General features: G+C 59.5%; 12 protein-coding genes. 5 read left to right on the top strand and 7 right to left on the bottom strand.

What is annotated here, in order from left to right:
• Window positions 1–23 precede the first annotated feature (23 nt).
• From M0D66_RS07415 to M0D66_RS07400, 4 genes are all read right to left on the bottom strand, one after another.
• Window positions 24–1,154, bottom strand: coding sequence for a 2-aminoethylphosphonate--pyruvate transaminase (locus tag M0D66_RS07415; RefSeq protein WP_256457561.1), 1,131 nt, complete (start codon window positions 1,152–1,154; stop codon window positions 24–26).
• Between the two features lie 34 nt (window positions 1,155–1,188).
• The gene (locus M0D66_RS07410; protein ID WP_266210449.1) at window positions 1,189–2,916 is read right to left on the bottom strand and encodes a putative 2-aminoethylphosphonate ABC transporter permease subunit; all 1,728 of its coding nucleotides are present in this window, start codon (window positions 2,914–2,916) and stop codon (window positions 1,189–1,191) included.
• Complete coding sequence (locus M0D66_RS07405) at window positions 2,913–4,004, bottom strand: putative 2-aminoethylphosphonate ABC transporter ATP-binding protein (protein WP_200566933.1); 1,092 nt, start codon at window positions 4,002–4,004, stop codon at window positions 2,913–2,915. The genes M0D66_RS07410 and M0D66_RS07405 overlap by 4 nt, the downstream gene beginning before the upstream one ends.
• Before the next feature lie 129 nt (window positions 4,005–4,133).
• Window positions 4,134–5,144: a putative 2-aminoethylphosphonate ABC transporter substrate-binding protein gene (locus M0D66_RS07400; RefSeq protein WP_244179471.1), complete on the bottom strand. Its 1,011-nt coding sequence runs from the start codon at window positions 5,142–5,144 to the stop codon at window positions 4,134–4,136.
• 284 nt (window positions 5,145–5,428) lie between these two features.
• Here M0D66_RS07400 and phnA point away from each other — a divergent pair, with 284 nt between their 5' ends.
• Together phnA and phnY are read left to right on the top strand one after the other, a co-directional pair.
• Window positions 5,429–6,664 carry a phosphonoacetate hydrolase gene (gene phnA, locus M0D66_RS07395; protein ID WP_266210448.1) on the top strand — a complete coding sequence of 412 codons (1,236 nt, stop codon included), beginning with the start codon at window positions 5,429–5,431 and terminating at the stop codon, window positions 6,662–6,664.
• A gap of 13 nt (window positions 6,665–6,677) precedes the next feature.
• Entirely contained in the window at window positions 6,678–8,132 is a 1,455-nt protein-coding gene (phnY, locus tag M0D66_RS07390; protein WP_266210447.1) for a phosphonoacetaldehyde dehydrogenase, read from the top strand.
• A gap of 71 nt (window positions 8,133–8,203) precedes the next feature.
• On the opposite strand, the gene M0D66_RS07385 is transcribed toward phnY, so the two are convergent.
• Complete coding sequence (locus M0D66_RS07385) at window positions 8,204–8,677, bottom strand: hypothetical protein (protein ID WP_200618501.1); 474 nt, start codon at window positions 8,675–8,677, stop codon at window positions 8,204–8,206.
• A gap of 642 nt (window positions 8,678–9,319) precedes the next feature.
• Here M0D66_RS07385 and M0D66_RS07380 point away from each other — a divergent pair.
• Both M0D66_RS07380 and M0D66_RS07375 read left to right on the top strand, forming a co-directional pair.
• Window positions 9,320–10,948: a methyl-accepting chemotaxis protein gene (locus M0D66_RS07380; RefSeq protein WP_266210446.1), complete on the top strand. Its 1,629-nt coding sequence runs from the start codon at window positions 9,320–9,322 to the stop codon at window positions 10,946–10,948.
• Window positions 10,949–11,135: 187 nt separating this feature from the next.
• A complete protein-coding gene (locus tag M0D66_RS07375; protein WP_266210445.1) occupies window positions 11,136–11,507 on the top strand; it encodes a hypothetical protein in 372 nt (123 codons plus the stop codon).
• 26 nt (window positions 11,508–11,533) lie between these two features.
• Here M0D66_RS07375 and M0D66_RS07370 read toward each other — a convergent pair whose 3' ends face one another.
• On the bottom strand, window positions 11,534–11,755 hold the full coding sequence (locus M0D66_RS07370) for a hypothetical protein (protein ID WP_093641434.1): 222 nt from the start codon (window positions 11,753–11,755) through the stop codon (window positions 11,534–11,536).
• A 75-nt stretch (window positions 11,756–11,830) separates the two neighbouring features.
• Window positions 11,831–12,493, bottom strand: coding sequence for a DUF3313 domain-containing protein (locus tag M0D66_RS07365; RefSeq protein ID WP_266210444.1), 663 nt, complete (start codon window positions 12,491–12,493; stop codon window positions 11,831–11,833).
• Between the two features lie 296 nt (window positions 12,494–12,789).
• Here M0D66_RS07365 and M0D66_RS07360 point away from each other — a divergent pair, with 296 nt between their 5' ends.
• Window positions 12,790–13,386, top strand: coding sequence for a TetR/AcrR family transcriptional regulator (locus tag M0D66_RS07360; RefSeq protein WP_093641439.1), 597 nt, complete (start codon window positions 12,790–12,792; stop codon window positions 13,384–13,386).
• The last annotated feature ends 19 nt before the right edge of the window (window positions 13,387–13,405 follow it).

Here is a 13,405-nt window from a genome sequence, read left to right as displayed (position 1 = left end):
CGCGTGGACATGCTCAGGCCAACTCAGGCTAACGCTTTCGCCGACACCTGCCTGATTGCCATGGCCTTCAGCGTATCGGCGATCGCGGCGACCGCGCCGGGGATGCCACTATCGCCAAAGTGCCCGATACAGCCGACACGGAATGTTTCTACCTGGGTCAGCTTGCCCGGATACAGGATATAGCCGCGCTTTTTCACTTCGGTATAGAACGTCTTGAAGTCGTAGTTGGGATCATCAGGCGCGTGAAACGTGACGATGATCGGCGCCTGAATCGACGGGTCGAGAAAGGTTCGAAAACCGAGTGCGGCCATGCCTTCGATCAACGCCCGGCAATTGCTCGCATAGCGTGCGCCGCGCGCTTCGAGACCGCCCTCTTCCACGTACTGCGCGATCGCCTGATCCAGAGCTGCGACGACGTGAGTGGGCGGCGTGAAACGCCACTGCGTGGTGCGGCTCATGTAGACCCATTGATCGTACAGATCCATAGCGAGCGAGGGGCTGTTGCCCTCGCATTGCTCCAGCGTGCTGCGGCGGATAATCACGAAGCCCATGCCTGGCACACCTTCCAGACATTTGCCGGAGGCGGCCACGACTGCGTCGAACGGTGTTTGGCGCGCGTCGATGTCGATGGCGCCGAATGAGCTCATCGCGTCGATGATCAGACTGCGTCCGTGCTTTGCGACAACCATGGCAATCTCATGTAGCGGGTTGAGCACCCCGGCACCGGTTTCGCAATGCACGAGCGCGACGTGCGTGATGCTCGGATCAGCCGCTAGCGCACGATCGACGTCAGCCGCTTTGACCTGCGTGTCTTCGGGATAGTCGAGCGTCTGGTGACGACGGCCGAGTGCCCGGCAAATCTTCGCGATGCGCTGGCAATACGCGCCGTTGTTCGGTATCAGCACATGTCCATCGCGCGGCACCAGCGTGCCAATTGCCGCCTCGACCGAGAACGTGCCGCTGCCTTGCAAGGGCACGCATTCATGGGTGTCTTCGCCATGCACGATGCGCAGCGTCTGCTGGCGGACACGAGCGGTGATCTGATTGAAATCGCCGTCCCACGATCCCCAGTCGCGCAGCATCGCCTGACGCGTGCGGTCTGAGGTCGTGAGCGGACCGGGAGTGAGCAGAATGGGCTGGGAAGGCAGGTTCACAGTAGCTCCTTATCGATCTTGATGAAGACTTGTTTCAGCCACGGCGCGTGGTGCGCCATGCCTGGGTTCTACGCAATACGCCATGCGATACGCAGGCAAACAGCACGCAGGCGAACGCCGCCGTCACGAGGACCAGCGTGGCCATCGCCGCGGCCGGTCCAATCTGGCCGGCGTCGTCGAGATTGAGAATGGCGACGGAGGCCGGTTGCGTGTCGGGTGAATAGAGAAACGCAACCGCCGACACCGTCGTCATGCCGTTGACGAACAGATAACGCGCGATCTGCAGGATCGACGGCAGGCATACAGGCACGGTGACGCGCAAAAACGTCTTGTAGAAAGGCACTTTCAGCGAAGCCGAGACCGCTTCGAACTCGTTGTCGATCTGACGAAGCGCGGTGACTGCAGTCAAGTGGCTCGACGAGTAGTAATGCACCACCGTGACGATCGCGAGCAGTGCGAGCGTGCCGTAAAGTCCGTTCAAAGGGTTAGCGGGCGAGTTGAACAGAAAGATGTAGCTGATGCCGAGCACGAGACCCGGCACGCCCATCGGCAGGATCGCGCACAGATTGATAAAACCGCGTAGCCAGCGCGGTCCACGTGTCTTCTCCACCAGATACGCGCCGCCGAACACGATGACGGTGCCGCCGATCGCCACGCACGCGGCCATTTTCAAGCTGTTCTTGTACGCATCGAAAATCCCCGCGCCGATCAGGCCCATCTTGTAGTGCTGCAAGCCAAGGCTCATCTGATACGGCCAAAACTTCACGAACGAAGCGAACACCGAAATGCCGACCACCGCCAACAGCAGCAGGCAGACGAAGCCGCAGTACCCGAGCATCGCGATGTCGAAGCCGCGTGCGGGCTTCGGCTGGTAAGGCGTCGAACGCGCGCCGAGTTGCGATTGCTGCTTGCGGCGAATGAAGAAGTCGACGGCGAACGCAACCAGCGCCGGACAAAGCAGCAGCAGACTGACCACCGCACTCCGGTTGAAATCCTGCAAGCCGATGATGAGCTTATAGATGTCGGTGGAGAGCACCGAATAAGGGCCGCCGATCACGACCGGCACGCCGAAGTCGTTGATGCAGATCGTGAACGACACCATTGTCGCGCTGATCAGACCATACTTCGCACCCGGCAGCGTGATCGTGAAGAATTTGCGCGCGCGGCGTGTGCCCATCGCTTCGGCGGCCTCGTATAAACGTCCGTCGGATAGCGAGAGCGCCGTCACGAGAATCATCAGCACGTGCGGAAACGCGGCGTACACCAGACTGCATACGATGCCCGGCAGGCCATAGATCGAATGCCCGTGAAGCAAGGGCTTCAGGATGCCAGAGTTGCCGAACCAGTAGATGAACGACACAGCGGACAGCAACGTCGGCGCGAGCAGCGGAAGCAACGCGACCGTGCGTACGGCGTTCTTCATCGGCATGCACGAGCGGGTCAGTGCATACGCGAACGTAAAGGCCATCGGAATCACGATCGCCGTCACGAGGCAAGCCACCGTGACCGAATGCAGCGTCGACGTCCACACGCCGGAATTCACCAGATAGCCGGTGAAATTGGCGAGTCCGACGAAATGGCCATCCGCATCGACGAAACATTTGCCGATCACCAAGGCCAGCGGCAACAGCAGAAACACACCGAGAAATGCGGACATCAACACAAGCGCTAACTGCGCGATCCGGTCATGCCAATGGCTCTTCTGGCGCACCTCAGCGTGACTTTCTTCGCCGCTGCGGCGCTCGATCAGAACGGCGCTCATTGCAGTCGCTCCTTCGCGGCGGAGAAGACGCACACGTGTTCGCGGTTGATAGCCAAATTGAAGCGCGACCCCGGCTGCAGGCGGGTGCGATGCATTTCATGAAACGACAGGTCGGCGACGATCTCCTGCTCGCCGAGCCCATCCACCTTGAAGCTCACCCGGCAGAACGCGCCGAGGAATTCCAGCTTTTCGACTGACGCGGGCAGCAGGTTGTCCGCCTCGTTGCCCGGCGCACTGAGGTGGATGTCTTCCGGGCGCACGAACGCCGACACTTTTGAACCCAGCGCCGCGCGCTCCGATCCGCACCCGTAGCGCAGCGCGATGGAGCCCGCCTTGAGACTGCCGTCGCGTGCCACCTCGGCCGGAATCAGATTGACCTTGCCGATGAAATCCGCAACGAACGGCGAGGCCGGCTCGCGATAGATTTCGTGCGGCGTGCCGATCTGCTCGATCACACCCTGATTCATCACCACGATGCGGTCGGCCATGGATAGCGCTTCTTCCTGGTCATGCGTCACCATGATCGTGGTCACGCCGAGGCGCTGCTGCAACTGGCGGATTTCCTGGCGCAGCCGCACACGAACACGCGCATCCAGCGCAGACAGCGGCTCATCGAGCAACAGCAAACCCGGCGACGTTGCGAGCGCACGCGCCAGCGCGATACGCTGCTGCTGCCCACCGGATAACTGGTTCGGATGCTTCTTCTGCGCATCCGGCAAGCCGACCAGGGCGAGTAGTTCGTTCACACGATCGGCGATCGCCGCGCGCTTCATCTTGCGATTCACGAGACCATAGGCCACGTTGTCGAAGATGGTCAGATTCGGAAACAGCGCGTACGACTGGAACACGATGCCGTAATCGCGAAGCTGAGGCGGCAGCCGCGAAATATCGCGGCCGTCCTGCGTGATCTGGCCGGCGCTCTGTGTTTCGAGCCCGGCAATGATGCGCAGCAAAGTAGTCTTGCCGCATCCCGACGGGCCGAGGAAGCAGAGCATTTCTCCCTTCTTCACGCCAAGATTGATGTCCTCCAGAACCGGCGTGTCGTTGAACCGCTTGTAGACCCGCTCTACGCTCAAATACGTTGTCATCTGCTCCTCCGCTTCCGCTTGCATGTCGACGTGGCGTGACGCACTGCCGTGCGCTGTGTCGCTGCGTCGTTCGGGGGTCACGCAGCGCGCGCCCCGGCACTCCTCGTCAAGACCTGGTTGAACCTGGCCTTACTTTTGTTCCTTGTTGCCGTAGCGCTTTTGCCAGTCTTCGAGAATTGCGTCGCGGTTCTTTGCGGACCATGTGAAATCGTTCTTCACGAGCAGCTCCGAATAGTTGTCGGGGATACCGGAGAGTTTCTTCGCGACACCCGGGTACGCAACGATCGCCCACCACTGCGCGGTGATTTCATTGGCCTCCTTGCTGGCCATAAAGTCCGCGAGTTTTTTGGCCGCGTCCGGCTGCTTTGTCGTTTTCATGATGCCGGTCGCTTCCATGTCCCAGCCCAAGCCTTCTTTCGGGAAGATCAGGTCAATGGGCGCGCCTTGCGCCTGCAACTCGTGGCCACGGAATTCGAATGAGATGCCGATCGGAAATTCGCCGGTGCCCGCCAGCGTGCAGGGCTTCGAACCCGAGTGCACATATTGCGCGACGTTCTTGTCCAACGCGTCCATGTACTGCCAGCCCTTGTCCTTGCCGAAGGTTTGCAGCCAGGACGTCACGTCCAGATAACCGGTACCAGACGACACCGGACTCGGCATCACGATCATGCCTTTATAGACAGGCTTGGTCAGGTCTTCCCATGACGTGGGCTTAGGCAAATGACGCTTCTCCGCTTCGACGCGGTTGTAGCAGACCGTCGCACCCCACACGTCCATGCCGACCCAATGCGGCGGCGTGTTCGTGTCGCTGTACTTGCGCGTCAGGCTGTCGAAGCCCTTCGGCGCGTACGGCATCAGCATGCCCTGCAGATCGAGCAGCGTCAGGCTGGAGGCCGCGAGCCCGAGCACCACGTCGGCACGCGGATTGTTCTTTTCGGCGAGCAGCTTGGCCGTGACTGCGCCAGTCGAATCGCGCACCCAGCGGATTTCGATATCCGGGTTGGCCTTTTCGAACGCGTCTTTATAGGGCTTCATCGCTTCGTCTTCGAGCGCCGTGTAGACGAGCAACTGCGTTTTTGCCTGCGCGAACTGGACCGCGCCGAGCGTGACGGTGGCGGCGACCAGACAGCGCAACGCCATATTCAGACGACCTCTACAAGCTTTAAACCCCGACTGTTCCTTCATTTCCAGACCCCTTGAGAAAGTGGCGTCGCGGCCAGCGACGAAAACGACCGGTGCTACGGGACGACTGCGTGTTGCAACCCTCTTAAGCAACTGCTGATGACTGCGGTTGATGATTTGCGATTTGTTGTCTGTTGTTGACAATCTACAAAGCATCAATTTTAATGTCAAGTATTGCCTCACTTTGCCACATAACGCCACATCGTCATTACCCGACTTACCCCTAGCCAAGAGGACATGTCATGAGCGAAGCACCGGTTTCCATTGAAGTGAACGGCCGCAGCTACAACTGGATGCGCAGACCCGTCGTCGTGGTTTGCGTGGACGGCTGCGCGTATGAATATCTGGAGATGGCCGCCGCGGCGGGAGTCGCGCCCTTTCTTGGCAAGTTGCTGCGTCCCGGCACGTCGCTCAAGGGCGAATGCGTGGTGCCGAGCTTCACGAACCCGAACAACCTGTCGATCGTGACCGGCGTGCCGCCCGCGGTGCACGGCATTAGCGGCAACTACTTTTTCGATCGCGACAGCGGCACCGAGGTGCTGATGAACGATCCGAAGTACCTGGTCGCTCCTACCGTGCTCGCCGGTTTCGCCGAACAGGGCGCGCATGTCGCGGTGGTCACTGCAAAGGACAAACTGCGCCGGCTGCTCGGCAAAGGCCTGAAGGGCATCTGCTTCTCGGCGGAGAAAGCCGACGAAGCAACGCTCGAAGAGAACGGCATCGACAACCTGCTCGAACTGGTCGGTCAGCCGGTGCCGAGCGTCTACAGCGCGGAGCTGTCCGAGTTCGTATTCGCGGCCGGCGTGCGCCTGCTCGAAACCCGCGATATCGACCTGATGTACCTGTCGACAACCGACTACGTACAGCACAAATGCGCCCCTGGCACCCCTGGCGCCAACGCGTTCTATCAGATGATGGACGGCTATCTGCAGCGGCTCGACGAGCTGGGTGCGATCGTCGCGGTCACGGCCGATCACGGCATGAATGCGAAGCACAACGAAGACGGTGAACCCAACGTGATCTATCTGCAGGAACGCTTCGACGAGTGGCTCGGCGAGGACGCTGCCCGCGTGATCCTGCCGATCACGGACCCCTACGTCGTGCATCACGGCGCGCTCGGATCGTTCGCGACGGTCTATCTTCCCGCCTCGGCCGATCTCGAAGCAACGCGCCGCCGGCTCGCCGCGGAACCCGGCATCGAACTGGTGCTGACGGGCGCCGAAGGCTGCGCGCGCTTCGAACTTCCGCCTGCACGCATGGGCGACCTCATCGTGATTTCAACGCAAGACGTGGTGCTCGGCACGCGACGGATCAAGCACGATCTGTCCGGCCTCGACGTGCCGCTGCGCTCGCATGGTGGTCTTGCTGAACAGATCGTGCCGCTTCTGTTCAATCAGCCAGTGGCGAAATCGGTCGGCGAGCGGGCACGCTTACGCAACTTCGACATCATCGATATCGCACTCAACCATCTTCAATGATCGGGGATCAGACATGAACGCTGTTGCTGAAATCAAGGCTCAATTGAAGGTGCGTCATGAAGCGCTGCGCATCGGCGGCGAAAAAATCTTCCGCGACGAAGTGATCGAAGTGCGCAATCCTTACGATGGCGCGCTCGTCGGCACCGTGCCGAAAGCGACGCTCGAAGACGTGCGCCGCGCGTTCGAATTCGCACGCGCGTATCGTCCGGCACTCACCCGCTACGAACGCGCCGCGATCCTGCGCCGTGCGGCCGACGCAGTACGGGCACGCACCGAGGAAATCGCCGCCGTCATCACGGCGGAAGCGGGCTTGTGCAAGAAGGATTCGATCTATGAAGCCGGCCGCGTCGCGGACGTGCTGGTGTTCGGCGCGGGCGAGGTGCTGAAAGACGACGGCCAGATTTTCTCGTGTGACCTCACGCCTCACGGCAAGAAGCGGCGTGTCTATACGCAACGCGATCCGCTGCTGGGCGTGATCTCCGCTATTACGCCGTTCAACCATCCGATGAATCAGGTCGCGCACAAGATCGTGCCGGCGATTGCCACGAACAATCGCATCGTGGTGAAACCGTCGGAGAAAGTGCCGCTGTCATGCTATCTGCTCGCCGACATTCTCTATGAGGCAGGCTTGCCGGTGCAGATGCTGCAGGTGTTGACGGGCGATCCCAGCGTGATTGCCGACGAGCTGATTACGAACCCCGCGATCGATCTCATCACCTTCACCGGCGGCGTCGCGATCGGAAAATCGATCGCCTCGCGCATGGGCTACCGGCGCGCCGTGCTCGAACTGGGCGGCAATGACCCGATCATCGTGATGGAAGATGCCGATCTCGACGAAGCCAGTTCGCTCGCGGTGTCGGGTTCGTACAAGAATTCGGGCCAGCGTTGCACCGCCATCAAGCGCATGCTGGTACACGAGGCCGTCGCCGACCGCTTCACGGACCTCGTCGTGGACAAGACACGCGCGTGGAAGTACGGCAATCCGGCTGATAGTTCGGTCGACATGGGAACGGTCATCGACGAAGCGGCCGCGCAGTTCTGCGAACGTCAGGTCAACGACGCGTTGTCGCGCGGCGCCCGTCTGCTTGCGGGCAATCTGCGCGACGGCGCGCTTTACTCGCCGACGGTGGTCGACCGTGTCACGCCCGACATGCCGCTCGTCAAGTACGAGACGTTCGGACCGGTGTCGCCGATCATGCGCTTTGCCAACATCGACGAAGCGATCCGCATGTCGAACTGCACGGACTATGCGTTGTCATCGTCGGTCTGCACGAACCGCTTCGACTACATCACGCGGTTCATTACCGAACTGGAAGTGGGCAGCGTGAATGTGCGCGAAGTGCCGGGGTATCGGCTGGAACTCACGCCATTCGGCGGCGTGAAGGACTCGGGACTCGGCTACAAGGAAGGGGTACAGGAAGCCATGAAGAGCTTTACCAATACGAAGACCTACTCGCTGCCGTGGTGAATGCGATGTGAGGATGAGAAGCGCTGACGCGCTTCTCATCACGCGCCCACACTGCCGCGGTTCGCCTGGAATCACGCTGGCTTGCTGGAGTCGCCGGAAACGTTCGGCTGCTCGGCCGCCGATGCTCCCTTTGCCGTCACCGCGCGGTGGATTGCTTCGGTTAGCGAATTATTGATCTCGATGAGCCGGTGCATCTCATCCTGGATATTCAGGAGCGCCTCAGCGTCCTTGTAGGTCTGTAGCGCCTGCTTGTCTGAGGCTGCGGCCGCAACCTTCTGGCCCACCATGATGACTGACAGCAGCACCAACTGCAAAAAAGTCTGTGCGATCCAGGCGATCAGCGTCGACACGCCGCCCTGAACGGCGGATGGCAAGCTGATAAGCGCGATCGCCGCAAAGACATAGGCACACCACATCGTGCCAACCGCGTTGGTGATAACGAGAGCGATCCTACCGTTCAGGCCTAAGTGCTCCTGAGCGGTCAGGTGCGGTCCAGTTTTTTCGCGTTCCTTGAGTCGCTGATTGGGAAAATGTTCGAGTTTCATTATTGGGTCCCCATTGAAGAGTGAGTAATCTGCGGCACTATCAGCGCTTTACCGCCTTGGTCTCGAGTAACTCACGTAGCGTATCGACGGCGGCTTCCCACATCATGGTATGGCGGGTGGATGTCACGGCTGGCTCCCTGCCTGTTCTGTCAGCCCAACATTGGCTGTCCATTCATGAAAGGCTAACGGTGCACGCGTGTCAAGTAAGCGGAGAATGCACTGCACCAACCAGTCCGGCCAGCGGGTCTCGACGTCTTATTGGACCAGCTGATTATAGTCAGCCTGATCACACTCGATAGAGGTCGAAATGTCGATGTACTGATCAATACAACCGATAGTTACTATCGGGTTTTGCGTGCCAGGATTTACGAAATGAATCCCTTCAATGTGGCAACCACCATCGCTTCCATCGGCAGCTAGCTGTGCAAGCAGCCTGGAACGAAAAATCCAAACATTACAGACTCTTACGTCAACGCGCTGCGATCCAACCGCGCCGCGGACCTGCAGGATATGCCTAGGCAAAAATCAGGAAATCCTGACATCAAGCCGTATCTCAACGTCGCCGTATACCTACTGAGGAGGCGCCCTCAATTCCTTTGGCGCAACACTATGTCCCCTGAAAGCGTCCTGAAGGATAACAAAATGAATAAATTCATCTACACCATCCGGTTCAAGATCATTGTCGTCCTCGGGGCATGCATCACGTTGATGGCTGTGATGGGCGTGATGGCGATTGTCGGGCTCGCAAGACTGAACTCGAACATGAGCGAGACGTACGGGGGCACCGTAGTTCCGCTTGCGCAGATCTCCGAGGTACGTGCGGCGCAACTGAACATCAGGGTCAAGCTCAGGCGCATTCAGATCGAAAAAACGCCCGCCACACTCGAAAAAATGTTGCCGATTGCTCAGAGCGAGCTCGCAACAATCGATAAGGTCTGGCCGCAATACTATCCCGCAGCGGTATCGAACCCGACCGAACGGGAGGCCGCCGACCGGGCTGACCGCGCGCTCAAGGAGTTAATGACGCAGACAGGCAACATCATTACGCTTCTGAAAGCCGGGAAATTCGATGCGGCATCGGACCTGATCAACAGCACGGCGAGTCTTTCCGACGCATTGAATCTGGCATTGAGCGACGACACGAAAATAAATGTACTCGAGGCAAAGCAGTTTGCCGACGACGGTGAATCGACCTACAAAACGCTGCTCATGGTGACTGTCGCGCTCCTCAGCACGGGCGTACTGATTGCGGGCGGCATGTCGATTTACCTTATGCGCGTGATTACCCGGCCACTTGACCGGGCAGTCAACATCGCCAACCGGATCGCTGAGGGCAAGCTCGAAAACCGGATTACCGTCGATATACGCGGCGAATTCGGGCTGCTGCTCGACGCGTTGAAAACCATGGACGGCAAACTCAGCAATACCGTTCGCGGCATCAAGGCCTCGGCCGAGTCGGTCACAGTCGCTTCACGCGAAATCGCGAGTGGCAATCTCGATCTGTCGGCGCGGACGGAGGAGCAGGCAGCGTCGCTGGAGGAAACCGCAGCCAGCATGACGCAGTTGACCGAGACCGTCAGACAGAACGCGGACAATGCCCGCCAGGCGAATACTCTGGCCTCGGGAGCAACGGACATGGCGCACGCCGGCAACCAGGCGGTGCAGGACATGGTGGCAAGCATTGGCCGGATCAGCGAAAGCTCCAGCAAGATCCGCGATATCACGAGCGTCATCGAGGGGATCGCATTTCAGACCAATATCCTCGCGCTGAACGCGGCAGTCGAGGCAGCGCGTGCCGGTGAGCAGGGCCGTGGTTTTGCGGTCGTCGCCAGCGAGGTTCGCAGTCTTGCGCAACGTTCGGCCACTGCCGCGCGGGAAATCAAGGAGTTGATCAGCACGTCCGTTGCGATGATTCAGGGCGGCTCAAAGCAGGCAACTGATGTGGGCGTCACCATCGGACAGGTGAAGCAGGCGATCAGGCAAGTCGCCGACATCGTGGGGGAAATCGCCGCCGCTTCGGAGGAACAGAGCCGGGGCATCGAGCAGGTCAACCAGGCCGTGACACAAATGGATGACGTGACCCAGCAAAACGCGGCACTTGTCGAGCAGGCCGCGGCAGCAGCGCAGTCCCTCGAGGAGCAGTCTTCGAAGCTGCTGGACGCCGTTCTGGTGTTCAGTACGTCGGACACGGAGTCCACACGAACGCCTGCGCGCGCCGTCGGAAACAATGCGTTGACCGTCCGTCGCGATCTCGCGATGGCGGCGCGTTGAGCAACCCCATAGACGCGTCATCCATCGCGATCCACGAACTCCTTCAGATGGACACTTACAGGTGAATCCGCAGACGTTTGTCCTACAGGCGCGGCTTTGCGCTCGCGCCACGTCGCTTAAAGCGCGGATGACTGAGGCGCATGATCAGGCGAAGGGGCTGATCGAGCGCGCTGAGGGTTGTCTCGCCGTGCTGGATCATCTGCGACAGAGCACCGCCGCCCTGGCAAACATTTCCCCTGGCGCCGACATCGGTCTTTTTATCGAAGAGTTGCGTCGTTCAGAGAACGGTTGGCACGATCAGTTGCAAATGTTGAGAACGCTACTGACTGAACTCACGGCTCAGACTCATAGCGCCCGAGGCGAGATCGAGTCGCTCGCCGCGCTTGCGATTGGCACGCAGACTGCCCCCGAGACCATTGCCGATGCCGAGTGCGCCGTCGAAGCGAGTGAAGCCCACTTTCGGGAGGTCATCGCGCAGTTGGAAGCGACGCAGGTGTGGTTCGAACACTTCGACACGCAGATCAATACCATCATGGCCAATTTGCGAAAATCGCGCTAGCGCTCGCGGCCGTCCGAGAAGCGTGTCTATCGTGCCGCAGTTTGAACACCCGGATAAAAACCCACAACCAGCACGATGTATGCGAGTGCAGCGAAAATGCCGGCCAGGGTGCCGAGCCAGTCCCTGGCGGTCGCGCCACGCGTGAAATGGACCGGAATCCCCACTAGCAGGTACGCGACTGAGAAAACGATCGCAACCATCAAGGGCGGCGGCGCGAACGAAACAACCACTTCGGCAAAGGGCCGCATTCGCAAACCTCATAGAAGTCCGAAACGGCCGCGCTATCGCTGCGGCGAGTTCCGGTACCCGGGTAGACGGACCAGTTAACGAAGCTGTTCCACCAGCGCATCAGCGCCCTTGTCGAGGCCGGTCTTCGCGGCACCCAACGAACCAAAAGCTGCCGGCAGATTCATGGCATTCGGATACTGCTTCGAAACGTATGCCTTCAGCAGACGGCCGCTGGTGCCGTCAAAGACCTCCACGGAGTAGGTCACCGAGCCGCTGAATGCGCCCTGCCCCCCGCGGACTGCCTGTACGCCGTTATAAAGATTGCCTGCAAGGTCGAAATGCATGAACTGCCCGACGAGTAACGTCGTTTTTTCGGCGCCAGTGAGTGTCAGCTTGATCCTTAGCGTATTCGGGCCGGCCTGGTTCGCAACGCTGAACCGTTTCGCGAGTTTCTCCGAGAACGTCTTCCCCATGTAATCGGCGAGCGCCGCCTTGTCGGCCTCTTTCAGGTCGCCGAACTGGTTGTCGTTGCCTTGGTACACGGTAACCGGGTCCACTATCACCTGCGTGTATTGGGGCCAGGCAACTGAAGTGGCGTACTTGTAGGGAACCTTGCCTGAGTCGTCATCGCGGTTCTGCTTCAACTGCGATGACGATGCGATACCCGTGTAGGCCACCGGTTGCACGCCGGCACACGCTGTCAGGGTTAGCACCGCGACTCCGGTGAAAAGAAGCGGTACTAGTTTGTTCTTGAACATTTAGGTTTCCTCGAAAGCCCAGTTAAGTGCCAGATGGCGCTCAGTTCAGGCGAGAACTGATCAGGTCGCCACAGTAGCATCGGCAGAATAAGATGTAAACCGTCCAGACGGTCTGTACATTAAAAAAATGAGCGCGTACAATTACGCTTTGTCAGGAGACCGCCTGCTCCGTGGTCAGCACATAAGGCCGTTCGCCAGCAGTGTGTCGCAGCCGGCTATTTGTCCACCAACAGAAGAGAGGCGCGCCAGCGGATTCGGTGCGCGCTGCAATCGTCTCAACGTCATCAATATCGATAATGGATAACCAGACCCGCTCGGAGATTTCCCGCAAAAAAGCGATTGCTGCCGCTTTCACCATCCTCACCCGAGACGGTGTGGGTGGGCTTACGTTCGATTCGCTGTCGCGTGAAAGCGGTATCAGTAAGGGTGGACTGCTTCACCAGTTCCGCACCAAGCACGGCGTGCTGTGCGCGCTGCTGGAACAGCATCAGATTCAGTTCGAGCAAATCGGACGCGAATATATCGCGAAGGAAGGCGCATCAAAGGCGGAGCCAACGCTTGCAGCCCAGATTGCAATGTATCGGGAATCTTCGAATCAGCCACATTCCGTGGCACGGGCCATTCTCGCAGCGCTCGTCGAGAGTCCTGAATTGCTCGAAAGCCTCAAGGCGTCTGACACGGCGAAAATGAAGGCGTTGCAGGATGAGGCGCCTGACCTCGACTTGTCATTGTTGCGATACTTTGCGGCTAGCGGTCTCGCATTTCATTCCTTGATGGGACTGTCGCAATTGAGCAATTCGGCGCGGAACAGACTATTCGACCGTCTTCTTGACGAAGAAAGTTGGCCGGCGCAGGTTCCACAACCCAAGCCTCGTAAGCGGTCGGCGCGCTAACCGCCATTAAATCCCTTTA

It is taken from the genome of Paraburkholderia sp. SECH2 (assembly GCF_030464795.1).
GTDB lineage: Bacteria > Pseudomonadota > Gammaproteobacteria > Burkholderiales > Burkholderiaceae > Paraburkholderia > Paraburkholderia aspalathi.
This window is presented reverse-complemented; position numbering and strand designations above follow the sequence as displayed.

Excerpts from the sequence above, each read along its gene's own strand:
- M0D66_RS07385 (WP_200618501.1), bottom strand. The coding sequence starts at position 8,677 with ATGAAACTCGAACATTTTCCCAATCAGCGACTCAAGGAACGCGAAAAA.
- M0D66_RS07365 (WP_266210444.1), bottom strand. The coding sequence starts at position 12,493 with ATGTTCAAGAACAAACTAGTACCGCTTCTTTTCACCGGAGTCGCGGTG.
- phnA (WP_266210448.1), top strand. The coding sequence starts at position 5,429 with ATGAGCGAAGCACCGGTTTCCATTGAAGTGAACGGCCGCAGCTACAAC.
- phnY (WP_266210447.1), top strand. The coding sequence starts at position 6,678 with ATGAACGCTGTTGCTGAAATCAAGGCTCAATTGAAGGTGCGTCATGAA.
- M0D66_RS07400 (WP_244179471.1), bottom strand. The coding sequence starts at position 5,144 with ATGGCGTTGCGCTGTCTGGTCGCCGCCACCGTCACGCTCGGCGCGGTC.
- M0D66_RS07380 (WP_266210446.1), top strand. The coding sequence starts at position 9,320 with ATGAATAAATTCATCTACACCATCCGGTTCAAGATCATTGTCGTCCTC.
- M0D66_RS07370 (WP_093641434.1), bottom strand. The coding sequence starts at position 11,755 with ATGCGGCCCTTTGCCGAAGTGGTTGTTTCGTTCGCGCCGCCGCCCTTG.
- M0D66_RS07360 (WP_093641439.1), top strand. The coding sequence starts at position 12,790 with ATGGATAACCAGACCCGCTCGGAGATTTCCCGCAAAAAAGCGATTGCT.
- M0D66_RS07410 (WP_266210449.1), bottom strand. The coding sequence starts at position 2,916 with ATGAGCGCCGTTCTGATCGAGCGCCGCAGCGGCGAAGAAAGTCACGCT.
- M0D66_RS07405 (WP_200566933.1), bottom strand. The coding sequence starts at position 4,004 with ATGACAACGTATTTGAGCGTAGAGCGGGTCTACAAGCGGTTCAACGAC.